A 23,610-nucleotide genomic window follows, 5' to 3' on the forward strand; every position below is an offset into this window, starting at 1 on the left:
GTCAGCGAGTCCGGCGGCAGGAAGCGGTCGCCGTAGCGCTCGGCCAGCTCGCGGGCGCGGGCGACGAACGCGTCCTTGCCCCGGCCCAACGGACCTTCGTAGCCGACGATGTACTGCGCGCTACCACCGGTCCACGGCGGGAAGCCGATGCCCATGATGGAGCCGATGTTGGCGTCGGCGGTCGACGTCAGCACGCCCTCGTCGAGGCACTTCTGGGTTTCCAGCGCTTCGGCGAACAGCATCCGGTCGATCATGTCCTGCAGCGGCGGTTCGGACGAACCCGACTTGAACGTCTCCCGCAGGCCCGGCCACAACCCGGACCGCTTGCCCTCCGGGTACTCGTAGAAGCCCGCACCCTTCAACCGGCCGGACCGCTCCAGCTCGATCATCTTCTCCACCACGGCTTCTGCCGGGTGCGGCTCGTAGGTGCCGCCGGCATCCTCGACACCCTTGCGGGTGGCGACCGCGATCTTGTGCATCAGCTCCAGGTTCAGCTCGTCCGACAGCTGCAGCGGCGGCGCCGGGTAGCCGGCCTGCGAACCCGCCTGCTCGATCGACGCCGGCTCGACGCCCTCGCCGAGCATCGCCAGCGCCTCATTGACGAAGGTGCCGATCACTCGCGAGGTGAAGAAGCCGCGGCTGTCGTTGACCACGATCGGGGTCTTGCCGATGGCCAGGGTGTAGTCGAAGACCCGGGCCAGCGCCTCGTCGGATGTCTTTTCGCCCCTGATGATTTCGACCAACGGCATCTTGTCGACCGGCGAGAAGAAGTGAATCCCGACGAAGTCCTCCTGCCGCTTCACACCCGTGGCCAGGCCGGTGATCGGCAGCGTCGAGGTGTTCGACCCGAGCAGCGCGTTGGGCTCGACGATGTCCTCGATCTCCTGGAACACCTTGTGCTTGAGGTCCTGGTTCTCGAAGACCGCCTCGATGACGAAGTCCACGCCCTTGAGGTCGGCTGGGTCGGCGGTCGGGGTGATGCGCGCCAGCAACGCGTCGCTCTTCTCCTGCGAAGTACGGCCCCGCTCAAGCGCTTTGGCTTCCAGCTTCTCGGAGTACCCCTTGCCCTTCTGCGCCGCCTCGATGCTGACGTCCTTGAGCACCACGTCGTAGCCGGCCTTGGCCGAGACGTAGGCGATGCCGGCGCCCATCATGCCGGCGCCGAGCACACCGATCTTGTTGATCTTGACCGGCTCGATGCCGTCCGGCCGCGAGCCACCGCCGTTGATGTGCTGCAGGTCGAAGAAGAACGCCTGGATCATGTTCTTGGCGACCTGGCCGGTGACCAGCGTGGTGAAATAACGACTTTCAATGCGGCTGGCCGTGTCGAAGTCCACCTGCGCGCCCTCGACCGCGGCGGACAGGATCGCCTTCGGTGCCGGCATCGGCGCGCCCTTGATCTGCTTGCGCAGCAGCGCCGGGAACGACGGCAGGATCGACGCCAGCGCCGGGGACGACGGGGTACCGCCGGGCATCTTGTAGCCCTTCTTGTCCCAGGGCTGCTCGTGCGAGTCGGGGTTGGCCTTGATCCAGGCCTTGGCGGCCGGGACCAGCTCCTCGACCGTCGGCAGCAGCTCGTCGATCAGACCGAGCTCCTTGGCCTTGGCCGGCTTGAACCGGGTGCCCTGCGACAGGATGTTGACGAAGGCGTTCTGGATGCCGAACATACGCACCGAGCGCGTGACGCCGCCCGCGCCGGGCAGCAGACCCAGGGTCGCCTCGGGGAAGCCGAACTGCGATCCCTTCACATCGGCCGCGATGCGGTGATGGCAGGCCAGCGCGATCTCCAGGCCGCCACCCAGCGCCGCTCCGTTGAGCGCTGCGACCACCGGCTTGCCGAGGGTCTCCAGCGTGCGCAGTTGCTTCTTGACGTTTTCGACCAGATCGAATGCCTCACCGGCGTTTTCGGGCCCGATCTGAATCATGCTCTTGACGTCGCCGCCGGCGAAGAAGGTCTTCTTCGCGCTGGTGATCACCACACCGGTAATCGAATCCTTCTCGGCGACAAGACGATCCACCGTCTTGCCCATCGACTCGATGTAGTTCTCGTTCATCACGTTGGCCGACCCCGATGGGTCGTCCAGGGTCAGCGTGACGATGCCGTCGTCATCCTTGTCCCACTGAATTGCGTTGTCGGCCATGTGCTCAAACCCTCTCGATGATCGTCGCGACACCCATGCCGCCGCCAATACACAACGTGACCAGGGCGCGCTGGGCGTTGCGGCGCTCCAACTCGTCGACCATGGTGCCCAGGATCATCGCCCCGGTGGCTCCCAACGGGTGACCCATCGCGATGGCGCCGCCGTTGACGTTGAGCTTCTCGTCGGGGATGTTCAGGTCCTTCTGGAACTTCAGCACCACCGACGCGAACGCCTCGTTGAGCTCGAACAGGTCGATGTCGTCGACGGTCAGTCCCGCCCGGTCGAGCACCTTCTTGGTGGCCGGTGTCGGGCCGGTCAGCATGATCACCGGGTCGGCGCCGCTGGTGGCGGTGGCGACGATGCGCGCCCGCGGGGTCGCGTTGATGGCTGCCCCCGCCTTCTCCGAGCCGATCATCACCAGGGCGGCGCCGTCGACGATCCCGGAGCTGTTGCCGCCGGTGTGGACGTGGTTGATCTTCTCGACGTAGTGGTACTTCTGCAGCGCCACGTCGTCGAATCCGCCCATGGCCGCCAGCGCCTCGAAGGCCGGCTTGAGCTTGCCCAGGCCTTCCTTGGTGGTGTCGGGCCGCATGTGCTCGTCGTGGTCGAGGATCAGCAGACCGTTCTGGTCGCGGACCGGCACCACCGACTTGGCGAAGTAACCGCCCGACCACGCCTCGGCCGCCTTCTCCTGGCTGCGCAGCGCGTAGTTGTCGACGTCGTCGCGGGAGAAGCCCTCGGTGGTGGCGATCAGGTCGGCGCCGATGCCCTGCGGGACGAACATCACGTCGTAGTTGGTCGCCGGGTCCAGGCCCATCGCGCCGCCGTCGGATCCCATCGGGACCCGGCTCATCGACTCCACGCCACCGGCCAGCACCAGGTCATCCCAGCCCGAGCGCACCTTCTGCGCGGCGGTGTTGACGGCCTCGAGGCCGGACGCGCAGAACCGGTTCAGTTGGACGCCGCCGGCGGTGACGGGCATGCCCGATGCCAGGACCGCGGCGCGGGCGATGTCGCCGCCCTGGTCGCCGACCGGCGAGACGCAGCCCAGGATGACGTCGCTGATCAGGTTCTCGTCCAGGTCGGGGTTGCGTTTGCGCAGCTCCTCGATCAGGCCGACGACCAGGTTCAGCGGCTTGACTTCGTTCAGCGACCCATTGCGCTGCTTGCCGCGCGGTGTGCGGATGGCCTCGTAGATGAAGGCTTCTTCGGACATATCGATTTCCTGTTCCAAAAAGGGAGGGTTCGGATCCGTCTCACAGACTAGGTCCAGTACTCGCACCCTAACAGGGCCGTCGGCCAACCTGTTGGTTGGGAGGGAGTTCGCTGGTCAACGGCATCCTCGCCCGCCCAGCGTCACGTTCGGCTCGCCCAGCGTCACGTTCGCCCGCCCGGCGTCACGCTAGCGTGACGTTCGGCGCGCGGCGCCACGCTAGCGTGACGTTCGGCGCGCGGCGCCACGCTAGCGTGACGTTCGACGCCCGGCCACCGCGCGAGTGCGCGGCGGGCCGCGCACTCGACAAGAAAACGGGCGTCCTCGCCCGCCCAGCGCCACGCTGGCGTGACGTTCGACGCCCGGCGCCACGCTAGCGTGACGTTCGGCGCCCGGCCGCGACACCCAACGTGCGCCTAGCCGCAAACTCGACGGGAAAACGAGCGCGCCTAAGCTCGACTGCCATGACCGTCCCGCGGCTGCAGCCCTACGCGACCACGGTGTTCGCCGAGATGTCGGCGCTGGCGGCGCGGATCGGGGCGGTCAACCTCGGGCAGGGCTTCCCCGACGAGGACGGCCCCCCGGAAATGCTGCGGGCGGCCCAGGATGCCATCGCGCAAGGCGTCAACCAGTACCCGCCCGGCCCGGGAATCCCGGCCCTGCGGCAGGCCATCGCCGCCCAGCGACAGCGGCACTTCGGAATCGAGTACGACCCCGACACCGAGATCCTGGTCACCGTCGGAGCCACCGAAGCCATCGCCGCGGCGGTGCTCGGACTCGTCGAGCCCGGCTCCGAGGTGCTGCTGATCGAACCGTTCTACGACTCCTACTCCCCGGTGGTCGCGATGGCGGGCGCGCACCGGGTGCCCGTCCCGTTAACCGCCGACGGCACCGGTTTCGCCCTGGACGCCGACGCTCTGCGCCGCGCCGTGACACCCCGCACCAAAGCCCTGATCGTCAACACCCCGCACAACCCGACCGGCGTCGTGCTGAGCGTCCCCGAGTTGGCGGCGATCGCCGAGATCGCGGTAGCCGCAGACCTTCTGGTGATCACCGACGAGGTCTACGAGCACCTGGTCTACGACGACCGCCGGCATCTGCCGCTGGCCGGCTTCGACGGCATGGCCGAACGCACCGTCACCATCTCGAGTGCGGCCAAGATGTTCAACTGCACCGGATGGAAGATCGGATGGGCTTGCGGCCCAGCACATCTCATCGCCGGTTTGCGTGCGGCCAAACAATATCTGAGCTACGTCGGCGGGGCGCCGTTCCAGCCCGCGGTAGCCCTGGCGCTGGACACCCAGGACGACTGGGTGGCCGCGCTGCGGGTCTCGTTGCAGGCCAAGCGCAACAGGCTGGCCACTGGGCTGGCCGACGTCGGGTTCGCGGTGCACGACAGCTACGGCACCTACTTCCTGTGCGCGGACCCGCGCCCACTCGGATACGACGACAGCACGGCGTTCTGTGCCGCGCTACCGGAAAAGGTGGGCGTCGCCGCGATCCCGATGTCGGCGTTCTGCGACCCGGCCGCCCCGCACAACGAACTGTGGAATCACCTGGTGCGCTTCGCCTTCTGCAAGCGCGACGCGACCCTGGACGAGGCCATCAAGCGGCTGGCGGCGCTGGCCGGTTAACCTTCCATCACCCGCTGACGCAGCCCCTCCAGAGCGGAATGCAGGATCTTCTTGCGGGCCCGGTTGACCAGGAACTCCGGTAGCGGCGCCGAAGGTTCGACCGTGAGAGTGAACCGCACCCGCGTCTTGTCCGGACCTTCGCGGGTGAGGTTGTATTCCCCATGCTGGGCGTGCTGCTGCAGCGTCCTGGTGGCGTCCCACACCATCCAGTCCGGTCCCCAGTGATATTCGAGCAACTCCTTGTCGACGATGCCGACCACCTTGATGGTGACCTTGACATGGCGGGGACGGCCGTCGGGCCAGGTATCGACGACTTCGGCCTTCTTGTGTACCGAAGACCAGGACGGCACTGCGTCCATGTCGGCGAGCGCGTCCATGATCACGTCCGGCGGCGCGTCGACAACCACTTCGCTCGATGCTTGTATGGCCACTGCTGCCCAAACTAGCAATCAATAGGTCGGGCAGGAGTCAACGCGCCACCCAACTACGGGTCCGGCTCGGTCGCGCCACCCATCACCTGCTCGCGCAGCGCCTTGGCCGCGGCGTCCAAGACATGCTCACTGGCCCGCCTGACGATGAATCCGGGAATCGGCCCAGCCGGCTCGACAGTGATGTCGAAGCGGACCCGGGTCTTGTCGAGACCCTCGGGGGTGAGGTTGTACTCGACGTGTTGGCCGTGCTGCTGAGCGGTTTTGCCGGCGTCCCAGACCACCCAGTCCGGGCCCCAGTGATACTCGAGGATCTCTTTGTCGACCAATCCCAGGATTTTGATCGTCGCCTTCACGTGGTGCGGCCGGCCGTCGGGGTAGTAGTCGAGGATCTCGACGTTCTTGTGCAGCGGCGACCAGGAAGTCAGCGCACCAACGTCTGCCAGCGCCTCCATGACCACTTCCTGGGGCGCATCGATGACGAATTCTCGCGATGCTTTTACGGCCACCGTCACCAAAGCTAGCAACGACGACATCACCTGGGGCGCTGTTGCAGGAAATTGTCTGTTACCAGCCGATTTCGTCGAGCGGCGTGGTGCCGGCAGACGGTGGCCCGACCAGCGTAGGGGGGGTATGCGCGAAAAGCGAAAAAGCCTGCTCGACACCGTGCGCAGGGGCCGCGGACCGTGACCGCGCTCCCAACGACGTTGTTACTAGCCTTTTTTCACCTTCAGCACTCGGTTGCGCAACTCCTTGGTCGCCGAGTCGATGGTGCCCTTGACAGCCCGCTTCAGCACGAACCCGGGCAGCGGCACATTGGGGTCGACGCTGATCTCCATCTTCACCAACGTGTCGTTCCCTTTGGGAATCAAGGTGTATTTGCCGTCCTGCGACTTCTGCTGACCGGAGCTGACCAGCGTCCAGCTCACCTCGTTGCCGCTCCAGGTGTAGGCGACCACCTGCTCGTCGGTGATGCCGGCGGTCTTCACCTTCATCTTCACCTTGCTGGGACGTCCGTCGTCACCGGTCTCCAGGATCTGTGCGCTCTGATGCGGTTCGGACCACTCGGGCATCGCTTCGAAATCGGCGATGACATCCAGGATCTCCTCCGGACTGGCTTCGATGACGACGTCGCGAGATTCTTTGATTGCCATGGCCCGCACCATATCGCGGTCGTGCCCCGGCGGGAATAGTCTCTTTCCGGCGTAACGTCGGGTGGGTGAATGATCCCGTCTACACCGTCGGGGACTACCTCCTCGACCGCCTCTCCGAACTCGGCGTCACGGAGATCTTCGGCGTACCCGGCGACTACAACCTGGCGTTCCTCGACCACATCGTGGCCCACCCCGAGCTGCGCTGGGTCGGCAACGCCAACGAGCTCAACGCCGGCTACGCCGCCGACGGGTACGGCAGGCTCCGCGGAATGTCCGCTGTGGTAACGACATTCGGCGTCGGCGAACTGTCAGCCACCAATGCGATCGCCGGCAGCTACGCCGAGCACGTGCCGGTCGTGCACATCGCGGGAGGACCGTCCAAGGATGCTCAGGCCACCCGCCGGGCGCTGCACCATTCGCTCGGCGACGGCGACTTCGAGCACTTCTTGCGTATCAGTCGTGAAATCACATGTGCGCAAGCCAATCTCATGCCCGCGACGGCCTGCCGCGAGATCGACCGGGTGCTCGAAGAAGTTCGGGAGCAAAAGCGTCCCGGATACATCCTGATGTCCACCGACGTCGCACGCTTTCCCACCGAACCGCCGACGGCTCCGTTGGCCCAATACACCGGCGGCACCAGTCCGCGGGCACTGGCCATGTTCGCCGAAGCCGCCGCCAAACTGATCGGCGACCACCAACTGACCGTGCTGGCCGATCTGCTGGTGCACCGACTGCACGCGGTCGACGAGCTCGAGGCGCTGTTGGCGGCAGATACGGTTCCGCATGCGACATTGATGTGGGGCAAGAGCCTGCTCGACGAGAGCTCCCCCAACTTCCTCGGTATCTACGCGGGTGCGGCCAGCGCGCAACGGGTTCGGACGGCCATCGAGGAGGCGCCGGTGCTGGTGACCGCCGGGGTGGTGTTCACCGACATGGTCAGCGGCTTCTTCAGCCAGCGCATCGACCCAGCCCGAACCATCGATGTCGGCCAGTATCAGAGCAGCGTGGGCGACGACGTGTTCGCCCCGCTGGAAATGGCCGCCGCCCTGCAGGCGCTGACCACGATCCTGACCGAGCGGGGCGTCAAGTCAGCGGCCGTGGTGGCGCCACCGACTCCGGCGCCGGCACCGACACCGGGACGCGACGAGCCGCTCACCCAACCGATGCTGTGGGACCGGTTGTGCTCCGCGCTCACCCCGGGCAACGTCGTGCTGGCCGATCAGGGGACGTGCTTCTACGGCATGGCCGACCACGTGCTGCCCCAGGGCGTCACCTTCATCGGTCAACCCCTGTGGGGTTCGATCGGTTACACGTTGCCCGCCGCCTTCGGGGCGGCGGTGGCGCATCCGGACCGCAGGACGGTGTTGCTGATCGGTGACGGTGCCGCGCAGTTGACCGTGCAGGAACTCGGCAGCTTCTCCCGGGAAGGCCTGTCCCCGGTGATCGTGGTGGTCAACAACGACGGGTACACCGTCGAACGCGCGATTCACGGCGAGACCGCCCCCTACAACGACATCGTGGCCTGGCGATGGACCGATGTCCCCAACACGTTGGGGGTGACCAATCATCTGACCTTCCGGGCGCACACCTACGGCGAACTCGACGACGCACTGACCGCGGCCGCCGAACACCAGGACCGCATGGTGTTCGTCGAAGTGGTGTTGCCGCGCCTGGAAATCCCGCCCCTGCTCGCCCAACTCGTCGGGCCGATGCAGCCTCAAGATCACTGAGCGAGACGATGGCGATCGCTGTTGGCCGACGCGATGATCGCGCGCACGGTGCGCCGGCAGCGTCCGCAGTCGGCGCCGGCGCCGCACGCGGCCGCGACCTCCTTGCTGGTCGATGCGCCCGACGTCACCGCTTCGGCGACCATCTGGCTGGTGATGCCGTTGCACAGGCACACATACATCGCGCCGGTCAGTCCGTCCCGATTCGCATCATGTCGAGATACCGGCCGACGAACAACGGCGGGTACGCACCGATCCCGACTCCGCTCAGCCACTGAGCCGCCGCATCCGGATGCTCGATCCATTCCCGGGCGCTGTCCTCGTCGGTGAACTCCTGCAGGATCAGCACCTCATGCGGGTCGTCGAAAGCTTGGAAGACCCAGGTCTTCCGGATCCCCGCCGCGGTGAACCGATCCATGGCGAGACCTACCTCGGTGTGCAGCGTCGTCACACTGTCCACCGACGCGAACGCGGCGACCACGACGCCCGGCGCCTTCGGGGCCACCGGCGGAGACTCCGGGACGAACCTGTCCACGATCTCGCCGGCGAAGACCGCCGGGATGTCGTCGACCCCGACGGCGTCGAACCATTCGAAAAACACCCGCGATCGCAGCAACTCTACGATCGGCTCACGGCTGTGCACGCCGATCATCACCAGCACGCGGCCGTGGTCGTGGGTTGAGGTGTACACCAGCACGTGGTGGGCACCGATGTCGGCCAGCGCCGCCTTGCGGCGCTCGAGCAACGGCCACACCTTGGCCGGGTCCGGAATCCGGTAGTCCGACGCGATCACCATCGAGTGAATGTCGCCCTCTGTCACTGACACTCCTCCTCATCGCCGCGTGCCGCGCAAGCCGGCGCGGGTATGGCCGACGTCTGCTCAGCCATCACGGCACATACTCCACGTTCGACATCTTGAGCTGCCCGCCCTCGCGGGTCATCGTCACGATCAGCCGGTCCTTTCGTGGATCCTGTTTGGCGCCAGCAACATTCGTGATTCTCGAGGTGCACGCCACCAGCACTACTGCGGAGTATTCGGTCATCGTGTCCAGTTCCACCGCGCTGGCCTGCACGGTTCCCTCCGATCTCAGCTGCGACTCTTCGAGGGTCTTGGTGAACTCGTCCGCCGTCTTCAGGAAGTCTGCCTTGAACGTACCGGTGGAGACGTCAAGGATGCGCTGCACGCCTTGCTTTGCGTGGCCGTAGTCGAGTGAGGTCAGTGTGACGACACCGTGCCGCGCGGCCGCGTCGAACTCCGCCACTTGCCGCCGCGTCCGGACCGCGTTCTGGTGTAGCACGGACATCTCGACGCTGGCCCCGATCGCGAAAAGGCTGACGAAGACGGCCGCCGCCGCGGCACCGGCCGACAGATTCGGCCGACGCAGACCGCCGGCTCGGCGCCGCGACGGTTCGCCCGTTGCTGTGGTTTCCGCCTCGGCCGCCTGGGCCGCGGAGCGCATTTTTGCCGTGGTATGCGACCTGCCGTTGTTCAGCGCAGGCAATTTCGTGCTGACGGCATCCCGGCGAATGCCGCCACCCCCCACTCGCCGGCTCGAGAACGAGATTGCTCGCTCAATCTGGCACTCCTCCACGGGTTGCCCGTCGGTGACAAGCAGGCTGTGAGCCACCGACCGTGTTGGGCAACCGCTCCAATCTGTCGCTCGACGCCGATTCCGTGCGGAATCCGCCAGGCTGGGACGGACGCCGGCTGTGGCCAAACCCTACTCGCCACGACGATCGCACGGGACCAGATGGGCAGCCGAGACCCCGACGAAGGTCAGCGGAGCAGGTCCTTGACCACCTTGCCGGTCGCGTTCATCGGCAGTGCGTCGATGAACTCCACCAAACGGGGCACCTTGAACCCCGCCATCCGGTCCCGGCACCACTCGATCAGCTCCTCGGCCTCGACGGGACCATTGCGCACCACGAACGCCTTGCCGACCTGTCCGAGCCGTTCGTCCGGGGCACCGATCACCGCAACCTGCGAAATCGCCGGGTGCTTGAGCAGGAACCCCTCGATCTCGGCCGGGTAGGCGTTGAACCCGCCCACGATGAACATGTCCTTCTTCCGGCCGACGATGCGCAGGCGGCCCGAGTCGTCGAAGTCGCCCAGATCTCCGGTGTGCAGCCACCCGTCGCCGTCGATGGCCTCTGCGGTGGCAACCGGATCGTCAAGGTAGCCCTGCATGACTCCGTACCCACGGACCAGAACCTCGCCGTCCTCGGCGATGCGCACCTCGACCCCGTCGCACGGCAGACCGGCGGTGGTGGCGACGGCCTCGAAGCAGTCGCCCGGCCGGGACAGCGTCACGTTACCGGCCTCGGTCAACCCGTAGCCGGTCATCAACGTCTCGAACGGCAGCTCGCCATGGATGCGCCGGACCAGTTCGACGGGGATGTCGGCGGCACCGGTTACACCCGCGCGCAGTGTCGACAACTTGGCTTTGTCTCCGACCGTCAAGAGCGAGTGGTACAGCGTCGGGGGTCCGGGCAGCATCGTGATCCGTTCCCGCGCAACGAGATCCACCACGGTGTCGATATTGAAAACCGGCACCGGCAGCATCGTTGCCCCGCGCAGGAAGGACGTGATGAGGCCGGCCTTCAGCCCGAACGTGTGGAAATACGGGTTGATCTGCAGGTAGCGATCGCCCTGGCGCAGGTCAGCGAGCGTCGCCCACTCCTCGTACATGCGCAGCGTCTGAGCGTGATTCATCATCGCGCCCTTCGGCCGGCCGGTTGTTCCGGAGGTGAAGATGATGTCGGAGATGTCGGTGCCGCTCACCGCTTGTTCGAACGGCGAACCGCTGGAAAGGAAATCGGAGCGCAGGTCGATGACCGGAATGCCTGCTGGCGCGGTGTAGTCCTGAGCCAGAAATCCCTTCTGCACCAGCACGGCCTTCACCCCGCTGCGAACGATGACGTCGCCGGCCTCCTCGGCTTTGAACCGCGTGTTGACCGGCACCAGCACGCCGCCGGCGGTCAGCAGTCCGAACGCCGCGATGATCCACTCGGCCGAGTTGGGCGCCCAGAGGGCGACCCGGTCGCCTTTGCCGATACCTAGATCAGCGAAAGCACCTGCAGCACAACGAATAAGCTGAACAAGTTCAGTGAAGGTGTAGCGCAGCGGACCGTCGACGACCGCTTCCGCATCGCCGAAGCGGTCCGCCGCGCTCAAGACCATCTCGGGGATGGTCTGCCAGTGTTGCGGGTCTGTCACACCGTGACGAGCCGGGCGAGGTTGCCGCCCATGATCTTCGCCTGGTCGTCTGACGACAGGTGCGACAGCGCCTCGATGTAGTAGGTCGGTTCCGCCAACCCCTCAGGATGGGGCCAGTCCGAGCCGTACAGAACCTGGTCCACACCAACAAGATTGACCAGATCGTCGATGCCGTCCTCGAAGAACGGGCTGACGTAGATCCGGTTTTTGACCATCTCCACCGGGTCGCTCGGGAAAGCCTCCGGCGCCTTTCGGAAGACCTCGGCCAGACCGTCCAACAACGGCGTCATCCACTTCGACCCTGCCTCGACGATCGCGACCTTCAGCTTCGGGTGGCGATAGAGCGCACCGTGGATCACCCACGATCCCACCGAATCCTGGATCGGCCGCCATTCGTTGAGGATGCCCATCGCGTTGGTCTGGAACGGCAGCATCTCGGCGCTGGCACCGTCCCATTCGGAGGTGTACCGGGAGTAGCCACTGTCGCTCGAGTGCATACCGACCAGCACGTCGTACTCGACGACTCGCTCCCAGAACGGGTCGAACTCGGGCAACGCGAACGACCGGGGCCCGCGGAAGCCGGGGACCGGCGCCGGGCGAACCAGGATGCAGCGGGCACCGCGCTTGACCGCCCACTCCAGCTCCTCGATCGCCTTCTCCACGATCGGCAGGGTGATCACCGGGGTGGTGAAGATGCGGTTCTGGTAGTTGAAGCCCCAGACTTCGTCGAGCCACTCATTGAGCGCATGGACCAGGACGTGGATGGCAACAGGGTCGTCCGACAGCCGCTCCTCGAGCAGGCTGGCCAGCGTCGGGAACATCAGGGTCTTGTCCAGACCCAGCTCGTTCATCACCTCCAGGCGCGGCGCCGGCTCGAAGAAGGCCGGGATGGCGCGCATCGGCTCGCCGAACAACTCGCGCTTCGTCTTGCCTTCGGGGTTGCCGTACTTGAAGTACTCCTCCCAGGCTCCTGGCTTGGCGACCACTTCGAAGGTCGGGTTGGGAATGTAGTTACTGATCTGGCCGCGGATCGCGATCTTGGTGCGCCCGTTGACCTGCACGTACTGGACGTGGTTCTTGTATTCCTTGGGCAGGAACTTGGTCAGCGCCTCCGGCGGCTCGTAGAGGTGGTTGTCCGCGTCAAAGATTGGAAACGGGACATCGACTCGATGCGACAACTGACCCATGAAATCCTCCTTCGCAATTAGTGAGAATCATATTCTCTCACCTCGTCATCCGCAACGAGCACCCGACCTCGTCAGGACGCGGTGCGGTCAGCACTTCACGTTGACCTTGAAGTCCGCAGTCGTCGGTTCGTTGGGTCGCGCGGTGGGAGCGCCAGCCGCAACGCCGGTGATCAGGTATGAACTGCCGTCGAAGCGAGTCGTTGCCGCGTCGCCGGTGCCTTGCGAATACATGCCCGTGAAGCCGCCCACGTCTTGGATGCGCACGGACTCCGCGACTGCCCGCGCCGCACGCCCATCCACGACGACGGTGGCCCCGGCGAGTTTGCCGCCGATATGTATCGTCCGGTACCACTGCACCTGAGTGCATTTGACGACGTCGAACTTCGCCTCGACCCCGTTAACCGTGACGGAGGCCTGGCCGACGAGCGGCGTTTGCGGCGACGACGAAGTGCAAGCGCTCAACGCGCCCGCGGCGAGCGCGGCAGCAGCAGCCACGACTGGGCGACGCATCCAATCACCTCCATCCTCCGCTGCGGAAAGATCTTCGGCCTGCAGCGATGATGTTATTCTCCCAAATAGAGAATGCCAATATCAGTCGTCTTGGGCCAAGGAGCTTTCGGCATGGTGGACCTGGAGGTCGACGAATCCGGCACCGGCGTTGCGGTCATCACTATCGATCGCCCGCACGCGCGCAACGCCATCGCGTTGGACACCATGCAGCAGTTGGAAACAGCGCTCGATGCGGCCGCGGGGGCTCGCGCCCTGGTCATCAAAGGCGCCGGTGACCGGGCATTCGTGTCGGGCGGCGACCTGAAGGAGCTCAGCGCGCTGCGGACCGAGGAGGACGCTTCGGCGATGGCCAAACGGATGCGGTCGATCTGCGATCAGATCGCGAGCTTCCCTGCCCCGGTCATCGCCGCGCTGAACGGCCACGCCTTCGGAGGCGGTGCCGAAGTGGCCGTCGCCGCCGACATCCGGGTGGCCGCCGACGACATCAAGATCGCCTTCAACCAGGTGGCGCTGGAAATCATGCCGGCCTGGGGCGGCGCCGAACGACTGGCCGCGCTCGTGGGAAAGGGCCGGGCGCTGCTGCTGGCGGGCGGCGGGGCTGCCCTCGACGCCGTCGAGGCCGAGCGGATCGGCCTAGTGGATCGAGTGCTGCCCCGCGCGTCGTTCGATGAGGGCTGGCGATCGATCGCGCAGTCGTTGGCCCGGCAACCGGCGACCGAAATAAAGCGCGTAATCAGCGGAGTTTCACCCGACGAGGCGATAGCATCCTTTGCGCGGCTTTGGGTTGCCGACGCACACTGGCGGGCCGCGGAGCAGGTAACGAATCGCACGGCCAGTCCGCGCCCCGAGGCTCGAGGAGCGACATGATGTACCGGTTGGTGTGCGTGGGCTCGGCGATCTTGGTCGGGATTGCGGGCTTGTCGGTGAGCACCGGACGGGCACTCGCCGACGACCCGATCATGCATCACGTCAAATACACCATCAACGCGAAGAATCCGATCTACGCCAACATCTATTACATCGACCAAGAACCGCCGACTTTCGCCGATTACAGCCACGATCCCTACCGCTTCACGCCGAATGTCCAGGTCGACATCGCTCCGGGCAAACCGTGGAGCTTCGAACTGAATCTCGCCAAGCCCGAGTACTGGGCGATGGTCGTCGTCAACACCGGCACCGAGCCCAGCACGCCGGAGTTTCACTGCGAGCTGTCGGTGGACGGGTCGGTCGTCGTGTCCAAGGACGGACCCAGAGGTGTGCTCTGCTCGATCCGGAGCTGGTGAACCACCCACGTCGGAGAAATCTCCGCAATCGGCTGAGGTTCCCCTTCCAACCGCCGTAGGTGATCCTCGACGAATTCGAGCGTCTCGAGGTGTCCGCCCGACATACCCATCGCCTGCTCGAGCACCAGGAAACGGGACAAGCTGGTCATCAGCACGGTGAACACCACCGGCGGAACGAAGTCGGTGTCCACCTCGTAACGTCGCAGGGCAGCCGCCACCACCTGACGTTGTTCCTCGCGGAAACGATCGGCGTAGTACGCGATTTCGGCTCGCATCTCCTTGCGGTGATTAGCCAGCGCCATGAACTCCATCGAGATGCGGGTGAAGGCGGGATCGGTGCCGAATCGCCACAGCGCCCACAACGGCTGCGGCAACCGCAGCAGCTGCGCCTGCGCTTGCAGCCCCTCCTCGGCGCGCCGCCGAAAGACGGCCAGGAACAGGTCGTCCATCTTGCGGAAGTAGTAGTGCACCAGTTGTGGCTTGAGTCCGGCCTTGTGAGCCAGCCGTCGCGACGTCACCGCGGCGTAGCCCTCTTCGATCATCAACTGTTCGGCCGCGTCGAGCAGCAAGCCGCGATTCTTCGCGTCCGGCGCCCCGATCCTGCGGGCCGATGTCATGCCGTTACCCCGTCTTCCGTGCGTCGAGCTGATCGTAGCGAGCGGGCCGCCCGGACCGGGCGTGTGAACCTTGACCGCGACAATACCGCCATGCTAAGCAGGTGCTCAGCATACTTGCTGAATTGGGCGGCGCCAGCTCTCGTCGCCGACTGACCATTTGGTGACGCGGTTGCGAGGCCGGCCCCGGGAGGAACGCATGACGAGCACGTACGACACCATCGACTTCTTCACCGACCCGTCGCTGGTCCCCGACCCGTACGCGTACTTCGACTATCTGCGCGACCAGAACCCGGTCCTGCGTCTTCCGCACTACGGGGTGGTCGCCGTCACCGGTTACGAGGAGGCGACGGCGGTCTACAAGGACACCGATTCCTTCTCGAACTGCGTGGCGCTCGGTGGGCCATTCCCGCCGCTGCCGTTTCAGCCCGACGGCGACGACATCAATCACCAGATCGACGAGCACCGGACGAGTTTTCCGATGTTCGAGCACATGGTCACTATGGATCCGCCCGAGCACAGCCGGGCGCGATCGATCTTGAGCAGGCTGCTGACCCCGAGCCGGCTCAAGCAGAACGAGGAGTTCATGTGGCGCCTCGCCGACCGGCAGCTCGACGAGTTCCTGGTCAACGGCAAGTGCGAATTCATCGGCGAGTACTCCAAGCCGTTCGCCACGTTGGTGATCGCCGACCTGCTCGGTGTTCCCGAGGAGGACCACAAGGAGTTCCGGGTCGTGCTGGGCGCTGATCGCCCGGGCCGGGTCGGAGCCTTGGACCACGAGTCAGTGGGCGTGAACCCGCTGGAATGGCTGGACGACAAGTTCTGCTCCTACATCGAGGATCGGCGCGCCAACCCCCGCGAGGACGTGCTGACCGCGCTGGCGACGGCCAAGTACCCCGACGGGTCCACGCCCGAGGTCATCGAGGTGGTCCGGTCGGCCACGTTCCTGTTCGCCGCCGGCCAGGAGACGACGGCCAAGCTGCTGAGCGCCGCGCTGCAGGTGATCGGCGACCGGCCGGACATCCAGCAGCAGCTCCGCGACGACCGCAGCCTCATTCCCGGATTCATCGAGGAATCGCTGCGGATGGAAAGCCCCGTCAAGAGCGACTCGCGACTGGCCCGCCGGTCCACTCGAATCGGCGGTGTGGACATTCCGGCCGGGACGGTGGTGATGGTGCTTCCGGGTGCGGCCAATCGTGATCCGCGCCGGTTCGAGAACCCGCACGAGTTCCGGCTGGACCGCAAGAACGTCCGCGAACACATGGCTTTCGCGCGCGGCGTGCACTCCTGCCCCGGTGGGCCGCTCGCCCGGGTGGAAGGTCGGGTCTCCATCGAACGCATCCTGGACCGGATGGCCGACATCCGCGCCGACGAGACCGAACACGGCCCTGCCGGGGCACGCCGCTGGTTGTACGAGCCCACCTACATCCTGCGCGGACTCAACAACCTGCACCTGACGTTCACGCCGCAGGACCCCCCGCCCGGGCGCCCGGTCAGTTGACCGCCAGGCCGACGAAGTAGCTGCCGAACAGTCCGGCCGCGACCAGCAGCACCCAGGCGTCGGTCAGCCGGCACAGCAGCGGTGGCGCGTGCCTGACCTCCATGAACTCGCGAAAGATGATGCGCACCTTGACAAGTGCGATGACGATGACGCTGGACGTCACGACCGCACTTGCGCCGGTCGCTGAGTGATCGACCAGTAGGTAGCCCAGCGTAAGGGCGGCCAGCCCCACCCAGACGATCAGCAACCTCTTGTCGAATTTCACCGGTCACCTCACCACGTACAGCATCGCGAAGATGAGCACCCAGAGGAAATCGACTGTGTGCCAATAGGTCGCGCAGGTTTCCACCAGAATCTGAGATTCCTGGGATCCGCGCCGCGCACCCCGGAGTCGGTAGACGATGACACCGAGAGCGACGAACCCGATCAGCAGGTGGATGAAATGGATGCCGGTGAGGAAGAAGAAATACGTGAAGAAGTCGTCGCTGTCCGGGCCGTGTCCCGCACTCACCAATCGCGCCCACTCAAACACCTTGCCGCCGAGGAAGAGCGCGGCGAAGGCGGCTGTGACGAAGACGTCCCGCAGGGCCTCGCGATAGCAACCGGCGCGGGAAGACTGAACGCACCGCGCCACCGACCAGGAACTCAGCAGCAAAACAAGGGTGTTGAAGACACCGATGCGGAGGTCCAGGTGCGCCTGGGAGTGCAGAAACAGCTCGGGGCTGCGGGTGCGGTAGAACAAATAGAAGCCGAAATACCCGGTGAAGACCAAGGTTTCGAACAATACGAACGCCCACATGTCCGGCTGACCCGGCACGAACGGCGTGCGCTCGTCCTTGTCGGTGATCTCGGTCATGACACACTCGTCCGTTTCGACGGCGAGTCAGGCAGTACCCCGGTACCGAAGTCTTCGCGCCGGATCATCTTGAACAGCATGACGACGAATGTGACCTGATAAATGCCGAATACGACCATGTCCAGCCACCACGCGATCTGGCCGTTCCAGGCCAGTACGCCACGCTGGAAGATCCAACAGGGCGCCACGACCACCTCGGTGAGCGCATTGCACAGGTTGAGATAGCCGAACCACTTCGGAAAGACCCGATTCTTGTCGATCAGAATCGCGACCATCCAGAGCAGCGAGCCAATCAGGAACACACCCATAGTCCCGTCGAAAGACAGGAAGGCGAAGTCGTAGAGCCAACCGATCGCCTCGGGATCCCGCTGGGGTCGCATCGTCCCGACGACCAGCGCGATGCAGAGCAACAGCAAGCCCGGTACCGCACTGAAGGAGTAGATGAGCAGATACGAATACCCGAAGATGCGGCTGACCGACATGCGACGCATCGAATACGCGATCAGCGCATTGTTCACCGCGGTCATGCCGGTGATGGCGAATACGACGCCCAAGCCGATCGGTATCCCGAGCTGGCGTTCGGAGAACCAGTGCACCTGCCCCGCGAGGTCCGAGGTCGGTTGCGGCGGGGGCTGGGCTCGTGCCACCACGAAGACCATCGGGAAGAACAGGTTGTAGAAGACGACGAGCGTCCACCAGGCCACCCACAACTCACGCTTGGGGTTGTGCCGCAGGTGCCAGGCGATCCGGCGATGCAACCCACCCGCGGGCGGCCCTGAAACTGGCCCCGAATCCGGTGGGGCCCCAGCGTCCGGCGACGTCGTCAGCATGTTCATGCGGATTCCAGTTCTGCTGTGGCACTCTGGATCTCACCGCGCTCCCGATACACCGCCCGCCCCAGCACGACGCCCATGACGACGACCCAGACACCGATGGCGATGTTTTTCAACCAGAAAGACAACAGGCCGTCCCATGCCAGCGGACCGGTCAACGACACGCCGACGAACGCCGCCGGCACGAGCGCTGCGGCAACCAGCAGGTTGAAGTGGGCCACCCAGCGGCCGAATACAGGACGGGGCTGGTCGTCGAAATAGATTGCCGCGGCGAGGATCACGCTTTGTCCGATCAGAAAGGGAACCACGACCGTGAAGGTGATCCAGGCGAAGTCGTTGAGCAACTGCGTCAGCTCAGGACTTCGTTCCGGGCGGAATGCGGCCAGCAGCCAGCAGACGTTGGCGATCAGGAACAGGGTGGGGCCGCCCGCGACGCAACCCAGCATCGCGTAGGAGAAGATCGGGGTGCGGTGCGCCATCCTCCGGATCTGCATCACGATCAGCATCAGGATCGGGACCAGGCATACGCCGAACCAGTTGAAAATGACCATGCTGTACCGGATTTGGGGGTTGTTCGCCGGATCGCGATAGAACGCGGCAACCTCGTCCGCGGGCATGGTCGGCGACATGGGCGGGTAGAACCCCGGGAACAAGAAGAATGCAGCGATCCAGATGATCACCGTCACAGGCAATGTCCACAGCAGGATCAGTTCACCGTCGAGTTTCCTCAATGAATCGCGCACCACGGCGGACTCGGACATCACTGACTCCCTCCCGCGGTGTGATCACTTGGCCCAGTGACCGAAAGTAGCCGATCGGCTAGGGGCCGGTCAATAGCCGATCGGCTAGGCTCTCGGTGTGGCGTCAGTGCAGGCCGGGAATCAGTCCCGCAGTGCGTTCCGTTTGATCGCACGTAGCGCCGCGCAGACGCGGGTCCTGGACGCGGCGCTGAAATTGATCGCTGAACATGGGGTCGGCGGAACGTCACTGCAGATGATCGCGGACGCGATCGGAGTCACGAAGGCGGCCGTCTACCACCAGTTCAAGACCAAGGAACAGATCGTCGTTGCCCTCACCGAACGCGAATTGGGCGGCCTGGAGGAGGCGCTGGAGGCCGCCGAGGCCCATGACGATTTTCCGCGGGCACGAGAGATGCTCCTGGGTGGGGTCATCGACATGGCCATCAAGCGTCGCGGCGCAGCCAGCACCCTGCAGTTCGATCCGGTCATCGTGCGACTGCTGGCCGAGCACGACCCATTTCAGCAATTCATCGCGCGGCTCTACGGCGTGCTGGTCGACGACACCTCCGAGGACGCGCGGGTGTCGGCGGCGGTGCTGTCGGGGGCTATCGCGGTCGGCGTCATGCACCCGCTGGTCGCGGACGTCGACGACGAGACGCTGCGTTCGCAGCTGCTGCGCGCCACCCACCGTCTGATCGGTGCCTCCGAGGCGGATGATGGCGCCAAATAGGGACTACGTATCGGCGCGCACCCAGGTCGTCACACCGTCATGGGCTATGCAGACCAGGAACAGGCCGTCGGGCGCCTGCGCGACGTAGTTCAAGTACTGGCGACACTCGGCGCCCTCTTCCTTGACGCCCGCCATCGGAGGTGACCGGAACCATCGTGGCTCGTACCTTCGCGGCGAGCCGCAGAACATCAGTCGCCCAGATTCCGGAGAGGTGGGCATGCTGTCGGTCCCGAAGGCGTAGTAGGTGGTGTTGTCACACGGCGTGCCCAGCACCTGATGCCCCATGATTCCCGGGGTGCACTCGGGGTAGTCGCACACAGTCGGTCCGGCGACGGACGGCGGTGCAGCCAGTACACCGCCACCCAGTAACGCAGCAAACAAAGCCACGACGGATCGCACGCCATAACTTTGCCACAGCTAGCTGGATCTGAAAAGCAAATCGTCCGGCTCGGACAACGTCGCGAACCAACCGCGGCGCGGGACGAGATTTCGCCTCGAGGACCTCGAAAGCAGCTGTCCGATCAGGGCATTGAGCCCATGACAGGGTGGTAAGCTGATTCTCCGTGCACGATCCGGAGAGCCCTGGCGACGAACCTGGTGACCACCCGGAGTGCGCGGTCGATCCCGACGAATCGCAGTCGTACTCAGGGCAAGACTCTGCCGGTGAGGCTCCCGTCCCGGCGGACGCAGAAGACGAAGTGGCGAAGGCTGAAGCGCGGGTCGAGGCAGCGCGGGTACGCGTCGCCAAGCTGCGCAAGGCAGCAGGCGCCCAGGATGCGGACGACGACGCAACCTCGCTCTCTCGAGAGGATGAGCGGAGCCGCACAAAGTCGAGGCGGGCACGGCTACCGGGGCTGCGGCGATCACGGCGGCTCCGCCGCCCGGGGCGCAAAGCGGTGGCAATCGGAGTGGGCGTCGCGCTCGTCGCGCCCTCCCTCGGCGCGATCGGTTACATGCTGCACCAGCACCACACCCTCATACACAAACGGCAGCTCTCCCAGGACTATGCCGCTGCGGCCAGGCAGGCAGTCACCACGCTCATGTCGATCGATGCCAACCACGCCAAGGACGACATCCAGCGAATCATCGACGCCACCACGGGCCCGCTCAAGGACCAGATCTCGGTGATGTCGAGCCTTATGCTCAAGCAGACGGAAGAATCGAAGACCACCACCAAGGTAAACGTGGAGGCGGTCGCCGTCTCGTCTGCGACCGACAGTTCCGCGGTCGCGCTTGTGGTGGCGAAATCCGATGTGACCGATGCTGATAACAAAAATCGGCCGCCGCAGCTGTGGCGGCTCACCATCGAGATCGTCCGCGACGGCAGTCAGTTCAAGTTGTCGAAAGTCGAATTCCTGTAATGGATGTAGGGCAGGACTCGTCGGTCGACACCGTGGCCGCGCAAGACGAAAGCACAGAAACCCCGGCTCCTCCGGAGACGGACGCATCCCAGGCGCGACGGAAGCCGGCACGCGCCAACGCATTCCGGGCTCTTGGTCGGTGGACTCGCCGACGTTTGGCCAACTGGCGTTCGATACTTGCGACGGCGTTGGTCGCTGCCACTGTCGGCACCGCCGCGGGCTTGTTCTTCGTTCAGTACCGTCCGGACCAGACGATGAGCGACGCCGCGTCGGACCGAGCACTCCAGGCGGCTTCGGACGGCGCCGTGGCGCTACTTTCCTACTCCTTCGACAGCCTCAACCGCGATTTCGCCGCGGCGAAGTCGCGTCTGACCGGCAATTTTCTGGCCTATTACAGCAAGTTCTCCGAACAGACCGCGGCCTTGGCCCTGCAGGGGCAATTGACGTCCACTGCCAAGGTGATTCGTGCCGCCATCTCGGATATACATCGCGATTCGGCCGTCGTGTTGGTGTTCGTCAACCAGACCACGACAAGCAAGCGAAAGCCGGAACCCGTCGAAGCCCACAGCAGCATCCTGGTCACGCTGACGAATATCGACGGTTCGTGGCTGATCGCGAAGTTCGACCCGGTTGACTGACCGCGACACCTTTCGGTTCCGATTGGCATTTTTTCGGGACCGAAGCGGTGTTAATCTCATTTCACGAAAGCCGGAATCGGCCTGACATTGTCGGTCATATATTGCGCGTCGAGGAGCACCTGATGCGTCCAGTCGGAACATTTTCCGCCGCAACCCTGGTCAGTGCCGTCGTATGCGGCGTGTTGGACCCGGCGGCCACGGCTGAAGCGACAACCATGGAAGACGTGGCCGTCAACGGGACCTTCCGCGCCACCTCGGTCGGCGACTATGCCAAAACCAACGACCAGTATTACGGCGAGCCGACGATCATCCAGACCTGGACGATCAGCTCGTCATGCGTGACATTTCAGGAATGCCACGGCACGGTGACAAGCGACCAAGGATGGAGCGCGCCGCTTTACATGGTCGACGGGATCATGTGGAAGGTCAAACGCGATGTGCCGAACTGGGAGCGGTGCGAGGACGGTAGCGCGTACACCGGACAGCAGACCTTCTACTTCTATCCGGTCGATACCAATGGTGAATTTAAACTGGGGTCGCCGGTGATGGCCGGAAAAGACAAAACGGTCGGCCCGAGCGGCGCCTGCGGCCAGAATCAATGGCTCGATATCGCGATGCCGTTGCGCCTGGACAGGCTAGCTTGATCGAGCGTTTGTAGCGGGTTCACGGCTGCGAGCCGTCCCGCCACGTGGCCCAGCCCTGCGCGCCGCGCCCGCCCACGATCGCCAATCAGGTGGTGGGGAGCATGTCCTGCCACGTCTTGGGCGCTTTCACGGGCGCAAGGTCCGACTGCTCGTACAACTTTCCGTCCGGACCGACATAACGGCCCGTATGTGGGTCGTAATGGGCAAACACGATCGCAGGCACGTGCTCGCCGGTCCCAGCACCGAACGAACTCGGCGCCGCCGACGGCCCCGAGCCGTTGGCCGCGGGAGGCGGTGCGGGTTCGGGAGCGGGCAACGCGGGCGCGGCGGCGGGTACGGGAAGTTCTTCCGGCGAAGGGATGTCGAGGGGCGCTATGGGCGAGATGTCAGCTGACATCGGCGACGTCAGTGCCAGTCGGGGTGGTGTGGACGGCACCGGCGGAACAGCCGCCCCCACCGTGCCCGGTGGTGCAGTTTCATCCCGCGGCCCCGGCGGTGTGCCCCGCGGCACCGCCCCGGGTGGCAGCGGAGTTCCCTCGACCGGACCGAAGATCCTGGCGTTGGGGTTGACCCGGTCATCGACCGGGATGCCCTGTGCCAGCAGGTTTGGATCCAGCGGGGAGGGACCGAGAACGTGCTGGCGCATCGCCAGCGGCATGAACGGCTTGTCGCTGTTGCAGATTTCCACGGTGGGCGCTCGCTTGCCCGGATGACCCATGCACGGATAATTACGGGCGCCGCGGACCGAGAGCGGGGAATCCTGCGGCAGTTTGCAATACAACCCGTCCGGTGTGTCGATATCGGTGAGATCGTCCGGGGAACGCCATTGGCTTGGTGGCATGAAACCGACCGTGCAAATAGGCGGGTCGTCGATCGTCAGCGCGAAGTCGCCTTGCGCCGAACCTTCCGGATGGGCGGTGGGTCCAGAAGCTTGCTCGATAGCCACAGCCGATGGCAGCAACACCAGCAACTGCTCCAGCGAGGGGTGGTAGGTGACGCCGATCTGCCCGATAGTGGTCAGGTTGGCCAGCAGCACCGGCAGCGTCGGCTTGATTTGATCAAGGAGCCGGGACGCCTCGTTGGCCGCGCCAGAACCATCGCGCAGTAGTCTGCGGATGCTTGCATCGTCGTTGGCCAACACGTCCGAAATCCCGGCGAGACTGCGCGACCACTTCCTGATCGAATCGGTGGTGCGGGCT

Annotated in this window: 26 protein-coding genes and 1 pseudogene; 9 read left to right on the forward strand and 18 right to left on the reverse strand. The window is 65.1% G+C overall.

The window, feature by feature from the left end:
• Positions 1-2,141: 3-hydroxyacyl-CoA dehydrogenase NAD-binding domain-containing protein (locus AC5Y47_RS24690; protein ID WP_499946876.1), on the reverse strand; the 2,141-nt coding region annotated here is incomplete at its 3' end.
• Between the two features lie 4 nt (positions 2,142-2,145).
• Positions 2,146-3,357 carry an acetyl-CoA C-acetyltransferase gene (locus tag AC5Y47_RS24695; protein ID WP_499946877.1) on the reverse strand — a complete coding sequence of 404 codons (1,212 nt, stop codon included), beginning with the start codon at positions 3,355-3,357 and terminating at the stop codon, positions 2,146-2,148.
• A gap of 461 nt (positions 3,358-3,818) precedes the next feature.
• Between AC5Y47_RS24695 and AC5Y47_RS24700 the strand changes: the two genes are divergently transcribed.
• The gene (locus tag AC5Y47_RS24700) at positions 3,819-4,988 is read left to right on the forward strand and encodes a pyridoxal phosphate-dependent aminotransferase (protein WP_499946878.1); all 1,170 of its coding nucleotides are present in this window, start codon (positions 3,819-3,821) and stop codon (positions 4,986-4,988) included.
• On the opposite strand, the gene AC5Y47_RS24705 is transcribed toward AC5Y47_RS24700, so the two are convergent.
• The 3 genes from AC5Y47_RS24705 to AC5Y47_RS24715 all read right to left on the reverse strand — a co-directional run bounded on the left by AC5Y47_RS24705 (position 4,985) and on the right by AC5Y47_RS24715 (position 6,570).
• Positions 4,985-5,419: an SRPBCC family protein gene (locus tag AC5Y47_RS24705; RefSeq protein ID WP_499946879.1), complete on the reverse strand. Its 435-nt coding sequence runs from the start codon at positions 5,417-5,419 to the stop codon at positions 4,985-4,987. The two genes, AC5Y47_RS24700 and AC5Y47_RS24705, sit on opposite strands and share 4 nt — an antisense overlap.
• 53 nt (positions 5,420-5,472) lie before the next feature.
• Positions 5,473-5,925 (reverse strand): SRPBCC family protein, encoded by a 453-nt coding sequence (locus AC5Y47_RS24710; RefSeq protein WP_499946880.1) that lies wholly within the window; start codon positions 5,923-5,925, stop codon positions 5,473-5,475.
• A 204-nt stretch (positions 5,926-6,129) separates the two neighbouring features.
• Positions 6,130-6,570, reverse strand: coding sequence for an SRPBCC family protein (locus tag AC5Y47_RS24715; protein ID WP_499946881.1), 441 nt, complete (start codon positions 6,568-6,570; stop codon positions 6,130-6,132).
• Positions 6,571-6,635: 65 nt separating this feature from the next.
• On the opposite strand from AC5Y47_RS24715, the gene AC5Y47_RS24720 reads away from it, so the two are divergent.
• Positions 6,636-8,300, forward strand: coding sequence for an alpha-keto acid decarboxylase family protein (locus tag AC5Y47_RS24720; protein WP_499946882.1), 1,665 nt, complete (start codon positions 6,636-6,638; stop codon positions 8,298-8,300).
• Here the strand turns inward: AC5Y47_RS24720 and AC5Y47_RS24725 are convergent.
• The 6 genes from AC5Y47_RS24725 to AC5Y47_RS24750 form a co-directional block, all read right to left on the reverse strand.
• A complete protein-coding gene (locus tag AC5Y47_RS24725) occupies positions 8,294-8,479 on the reverse strand; it encodes a (2Fe-2S)-binding protein (RefSeq protein WP_499946883.1) in 186 nt (61 codons plus the stop codon). The genes AC5Y47_RS24720 and AC5Y47_RS24725 overlap by 7 nt on opposite strands.
• Positions 8,480-8,487: 8 nt before the next feature.
• Positions 8,488-9,117, reverse strand: a complete 630-nt coding sequence (locus tag AC5Y47_RS24730) for a fatty-acid--CoA ligase (RefSeq protein ID WP_499946884.1) — start codon at positions 9,115-9,117, stop codon at positions 8,488-8,490.
• Between the two features lie 67 nt (positions 9,118-9,184).
• Positions 9,185-9,757, reverse strand: a complete 573-nt coding sequence (locus tag AC5Y47_RS24735; RefSeq protein WP_499946885.1) for an Rv1363c family protein — start codon at positions 9,755-9,757, stop codon at positions 9,185-9,187.
• A gap of 317 nt (positions 9,758-10,074) precedes the next feature.
• Entirely contained in the window at positions 10,075-11,514 is a 1,440-nt protein-coding gene (locus AC5Y47_RS24740; protein WP_499946886.1) for a FadD3 family acyl-CoA ligase, read from the reverse strand.
• Entirely contained in the window at positions 11,511-12,701 is a 1,191-nt protein-coding gene (locus AC5Y47_RS24745) for an amidohydrolase family protein (RefSeq protein ID WP_499946887.1), read from the reverse strand. Before AC5Y47_RS24745 ends, AC5Y47_RS24740 begins: the two co-directional genes overlap by 4 nt.
• Positions 12,702-12,788: 87 nt before the next feature.
• Positions 12,789-13,196, reverse strand: a complete 408-nt coding sequence (locus AC5Y47_RS24750) for a lipoprotein LpqH (protein ID WP_499946888.1) — start codon at positions 13,194-13,196, stop codon at positions 12,789-12,791.
• 126 nt (positions 13,197-13,322) lie between these two features.
• Between AC5Y47_RS24750 and AC5Y47_RS24755 the strand changes: the two genes are divergently transcribed.
• Both AC5Y47_RS24755 and AC5Y47_RS24760 read left to right on the forward strand, forming a co-directional pair.
• On the forward strand, positions 13,323-14,078 hold the full coding sequence (locus AC5Y47_RS24755; RefSeq protein ID WP_499946889.1) for an enoyl-CoA hydratase/isomerase family protein: 756 nt from the start codon (positions 13,323-13,325) through the stop codon (positions 14,076-14,078).
• Positions 14,075-14,494: an Rv2576c family protein gene (locus tag AC5Y47_RS24760; RefSeq protein ID WP_499946891.1), complete on the forward strand. Its 420-nt coding sequence runs from the start codon at positions 14,075-14,077 to the stop codon at positions 14,492-14,494. Before AC5Y47_RS24755 ends, AC5Y47_RS24760 begins: the two co-directional genes overlap by 4 nt.
• Here the strand turns inward: AC5Y47_RS24760 and AC5Y47_RS24765 are convergent.
• A complete protein-coding gene (locus AC5Y47_RS24765; protein WP_499946892.1) occupies positions 14,410-15,111 on the reverse strand; it encodes a TetR/AcrR family transcriptional regulator in 702 nt (233 codons plus the stop codon). The genes AC5Y47_RS24760 and AC5Y47_RS24765 overlap by 85 nt on opposite strands.
• Positions 15,112-15,307: 196 nt before the next feature.
• Between AC5Y47_RS24765 and AC5Y47_RS24770 the strand changes: the two genes are divergently transcribed.
• Positions 15,308-16,609 (forward strand): cytochrome P450, encoded by a 1,302-nt coding sequence (locus AC5Y47_RS24770; protein ID WP_499946893.1) that lies wholly within the window; start codon positions 15,308-15,310, stop codon positions 16,607-16,609.
• Here AC5Y47_RS24770 and AC5Y47_RS24775 read toward each other — a convergent pair.
• The 4 genes from AC5Y47_RS24775 to AC5Y47_RS24790 are packed head-to-tail and all read right to left on the reverse strand — an operon-like array spanning position 16,602 to position 19,059.
• Complete coding sequence (locus AC5Y47_RS24775; protein ID WP_499946894.1) at positions 16,602-16,874, reverse strand: cytochrome C oxidase subunit IV family protein; 273 nt, start codon at positions 16,872-16,874, stop codon at positions 16,602-16,604. The genes AC5Y47_RS24770 and AC5Y47_RS24775 overlap by 8 nt on opposite strands.
• 3 nt (positions 16,875-16,877) lie before the next feature.
• Positions 16,878-17,465: a cytochrome c oxidase subunit 3 family protein gene (locus AC5Y47_RS24780; protein ID WP_499946895.1), complete on the reverse strand. Its 588-nt coding sequence runs from the start codon at positions 17,463-17,465 to the stop codon at positions 16,878-16,880.
• Positions 17,462-18,295 (reverse strand): hypothetical protein, encoded by an 834-nt coding sequence (locus AC5Y47_RS24785; RefSeq protein WP_499946902.1) that lies wholly within the window; start codon positions 18,293-18,295, stop codon positions 17,462-17,464. The genes AC5Y47_RS24780 and AC5Y47_RS24785 overlap by 4 nt, the downstream gene beginning before the upstream one ends.
• A gap of 2 nt (positions 18,296-18,297) precedes the next feature.
• On the reverse strand, positions 18,298-19,059 hold the full coding sequence (locus tag AC5Y47_RS24790; RefSeq protein WP_499946896.1) for a hypothetical protein: 762 nt from the start codon (positions 19,057-19,059) through the stop codon (positions 18,298-18,300).
• Between the two features lie 175 nt (positions 19,060-19,234).
• Between AC5Y47_RS24790 and AC5Y47_RS24795 the strand changes: the two genes are divergently transcribed.
• Positions 19,235-19,768, forward strand: coding sequence for a TetR/AcrR family transcriptional regulator (locus tag AC5Y47_RS24795; protein ID WP_499946903.1), 534 nt, complete (start codon positions 19,235-19,237; stop codon positions 19,766-19,768).
• A gap of 3 nt (positions 19,769-19,771) precedes the next feature.
• Here the strand turns inward: AC5Y47_RS24795 and AC5Y47_RS24800 are convergent, their stop codons facing one another.
• Positions 19,772-20,167 (reverse strand): hypothetical protein, encoded by a 396-nt coding sequence (locus tag AC5Y47_RS24800; protein WP_499946897.1) that lies wholly within the window; start codon positions 20,165-20,167, stop codon positions 19,772-19,774.
• A 164-nt stretch (positions 20,168-20,331) separates the two neighbouring features.
• On the opposite strand from AC5Y47_RS24800, the gene AC5Y47_RS24805 reads away from it, so the two are divergent.
• From AC5Y47_RS24805 to AC5Y47_RS24815, 3 genes are all read left to right on the forward strand, one after another.
• On the forward strand, positions 20,332-21,129 hold the full coding sequence (locus AC5Y47_RS24805; protein WP_499946898.1) for an Rv1363c family protein: 798 nt from the start codon (positions 20,332-20,334) through the stop codon (positions 21,127-21,129).
• Entirely contained in the window at positions 21,129-21,767 is a 639-nt protein-coding gene (locus tag AC5Y47_RS24810) for an Rv1363c family protein (protein WP_499946900.1), read from the forward strand. The genes AC5Y47_RS24805 and AC5Y47_RS24810 overlap by 1 nt, the downstream gene beginning before the upstream one ends.
• Positions 21,768-21,889: 122 nt before the next feature.
• Positions 21,890-22,411: an Rv2253/PknI dimerization domain-containing protein gene (locus AC5Y47_RS24815; RefSeq protein WP_499946901.1), complete on the forward strand. Its 522-nt coding sequence runs from the start codon at positions 21,890-21,892 to the stop codon at positions 22,409-22,411.
• Positions 22,412-22,496: 85 nt separating this feature from the next.
• On the opposite strand, the pseudogene AC5Y47_RS24820 reads toward AC5Y47_RS24815, so the two are convergent.
• Positions 22,497-23,610 (reverse strand): annotated as a pseudogene (locus tag AC5Y47_RS24820) (MCE family protein); the annotation flags it as partial.

The sequence above is a fragment of the Mycobacterium sp. NGS22 genome (assembly GCF_059813095.1).

Bases quoted from the DNA above. Each gene is read 5' to 3' on its own strand.
- AC5Y47_RS24780 (WP_499946895.1), bottom strand. From the start codon at position 17,465: ATGACCGAGATCACCGACAAGGACGAGCGCACGCCGTTCGTGCCGGGT.
- AC5Y47_RS24815 (WP_499946901.1), top strand. From the start codon at position 21,890: ATGCGTCCAGTCGGAACATTTTCCGCCGCAACCCTGGTCAGTGCCGTC.
- AC5Y47_RS24755 (WP_499946889.1), top strand. From the start codon at position 13,323: ATGGTGGACCTGGAGGTCGACGAATCCGGCACCGGCGTTGCGGTCATC.
- AC5Y47_RS24765 (WP_499946892.1), bottom strand. From the start codon at position 15,111: ATGACATCGGCCCGCAGGATCGGGGCGCCGGACGCGAAGAATCGCGGC.
- AC5Y47_RS24785 (WP_499946902.1), bottom strand. From the start codon at position 18,295: ATGCTGACGACGTCGCCGGACGCTGGGGCCCCACCGGATTCGGGGCCA.
- AC5Y47_RS24735 (WP_499946885.1), bottom strand. From the start codon at position 9,757: ATGCGCTCCGCGGCCCAGGCGGCCGAGGCGGAAACCACAGCAACGGGC.
- AC5Y47_RS24760 (WP_499946891.1), top strand. From the start codon at position 14,075: ATGATGTACCGGTTGGTGTGCGTGGGCTCGGCGATCTTGGTCGGGATT.
- AC5Y47_RS24725 (WP_499946883.1), bottom strand. From the start codon at position 8,479: ATGTATGTGTGCCTGTGCAACGGCATCACCAGCCAGATGGTCGCCGAA.
- AC5Y47_RS24715 (WP_499946881.1), bottom strand. From the start codon at position 6,570: ATGGCAATCAAAGAATCTCGCGACGTCGTCATCGAAGCCAGTCCGGAG.
- AC5Y47_RS24700 (WP_499946878.1), top strand. From the start codon at position 3,819: ATGACCGTCCCGCGGCTGCAGCCCTACGCGACCACGGTGTTCGCCGAG.
- AC5Y47_RS24790 (WP_499946896.1), bottom strand. From the start codon at position 19,059: ATGTCCGAGTCCGCCGTGGTGCGCGATTCATTGAGGAAACTCGACGGT.
- AC5Y47_RS24810 (WP_499946900.1), top strand. From the start codon at position 21,129: ATGGATGTAGGGCAGGACTCGTCGGTCGACACCGTGGCCGCGCAAGAC.
- AC5Y47_RS24695 (WP_499946877.1), bottom strand. From the start codon at position 3,357: ATGTCCGAAGAAGCCTTCATCTACGAGGCCATCCGCACACCGCGCGGC.
- AC5Y47_RS24770 (WP_499946893.1), top strand. From the start codon at position 15,308: ATGACGAGCACGTACGACACCATCGACTTCTTCACCGACCCGTCGCTG.
- AC5Y47_RS24745 (WP_499946887.1), bottom strand. From the start codon at position 12,701: ATGGGTCAGTTGTCGCATCGAGTCGATGTCCCGTTTCCAATCTTTGAC.